This is a genomic window from Bradyrhizobium sp. Kon37, from assembly GCF_055807535.1.
In genome coordinates this window covers 1-822 of sequence record NZ_JBVVOY010000081.1, presented here as the reverse complement: position 1 = coordinate 822, position 822 = coordinate 1, and the positions used below count along the sequence as shown (strand labels likewise).

2 protein-coding genes are annotated in these 822 nt (G+C 49.1%); one reads left to right on the top strand and one right to left on the bottom strand.

The genetic code is table 11. The annotated features are described in order from the left end of the window. The first annotated feature begins 37 nt into the window (after positions 1–37). Positions 38–190: a type I toxin-antitoxin system toxin MokC gene (gene mokC, locus AC0L3J_RS37120; protein ID WP_000809168.1), complete on the top strand. Its 153-nt coding sequence runs from the start codon at positions 38–40 to the stop codon at positions 188–190. 193 nt (positions 191–383) lie between these two features. Here the strand turns inward: mokC and AC0L3J_RS37115 are convergent. Then, a partial coding sequence (locus tag AC0L3J_RS37115; protein WP_473350392.1) for a transposase occupies positions 384–822 on the bottom strand: 439 nt, incomplete at its 5' end.

Genomic DNA, 822 nt, shown 5'->3' with positions numbered 1-822 from the left:
GCCTCTTACTGACCGTAAGGTCAAGGAGAAGAGAGCAATGAAGCAGCATAAGGCGATGATTGTCGCCCTGATCGTCATCTGTATCACCGCCGTAGTGGCGGCGCTGGTAACGAGAAAAGACCTCTGTGAGGTTCACATCCGAACTGGCCAGACGGAGGTTGCTGTTTTCACGGCTTACGAATCCGAGTAAGAGCAACGGCGGGGAGTGATCCCATAAGCGCTAACTTAAGGGTTGAACCATCTGAAGAATGCGACGCCTCGGTGCCTCGTTAAGACGATGCCTCGCGTTCTTCAATTGCGTTTTGTAGGCTGTCAGGGATACTGTCCCACGAATGGCCACCTGTAAGCTCCAGATGACCATTTTTGTTATTCTCCACAACGAGTTAGTTCTTCTTTTCGGATCCGGCACTTCTGGGGGGGAAATCCAGCGATGGCTGGATTATGTCGTCAATTAAAAATGCGGCGAGAAGATTAGCAAATATCCACGCTTTCGCGAGTTCAGGTACCATTGCACGCAAAGCATCCAGGTGCAGCAAACTTTTGAGCCGCTTAAAAGCCAGTTCAATTTGCCATCGCAGACGGTAACAATCAGCCACTTGCTCTGCTGAATATTCATCTTCCGGTAATGATGTTAGCAATAGCACATGGCCCGCTGCTTCCAGCGTTTCCGCCTGAACTACTCGTCCTTTTCGACGATTCTCGCTGAGCAGTCGGGTTTTACTGATTAATGCTTTTTCGGGTGGAAGTGATATGGCAATGAGAAGTGCCGGTATGGGAGGTCCGGCTTTTTTTTTACCTGTATTGCCTATCATTTCATTTGTT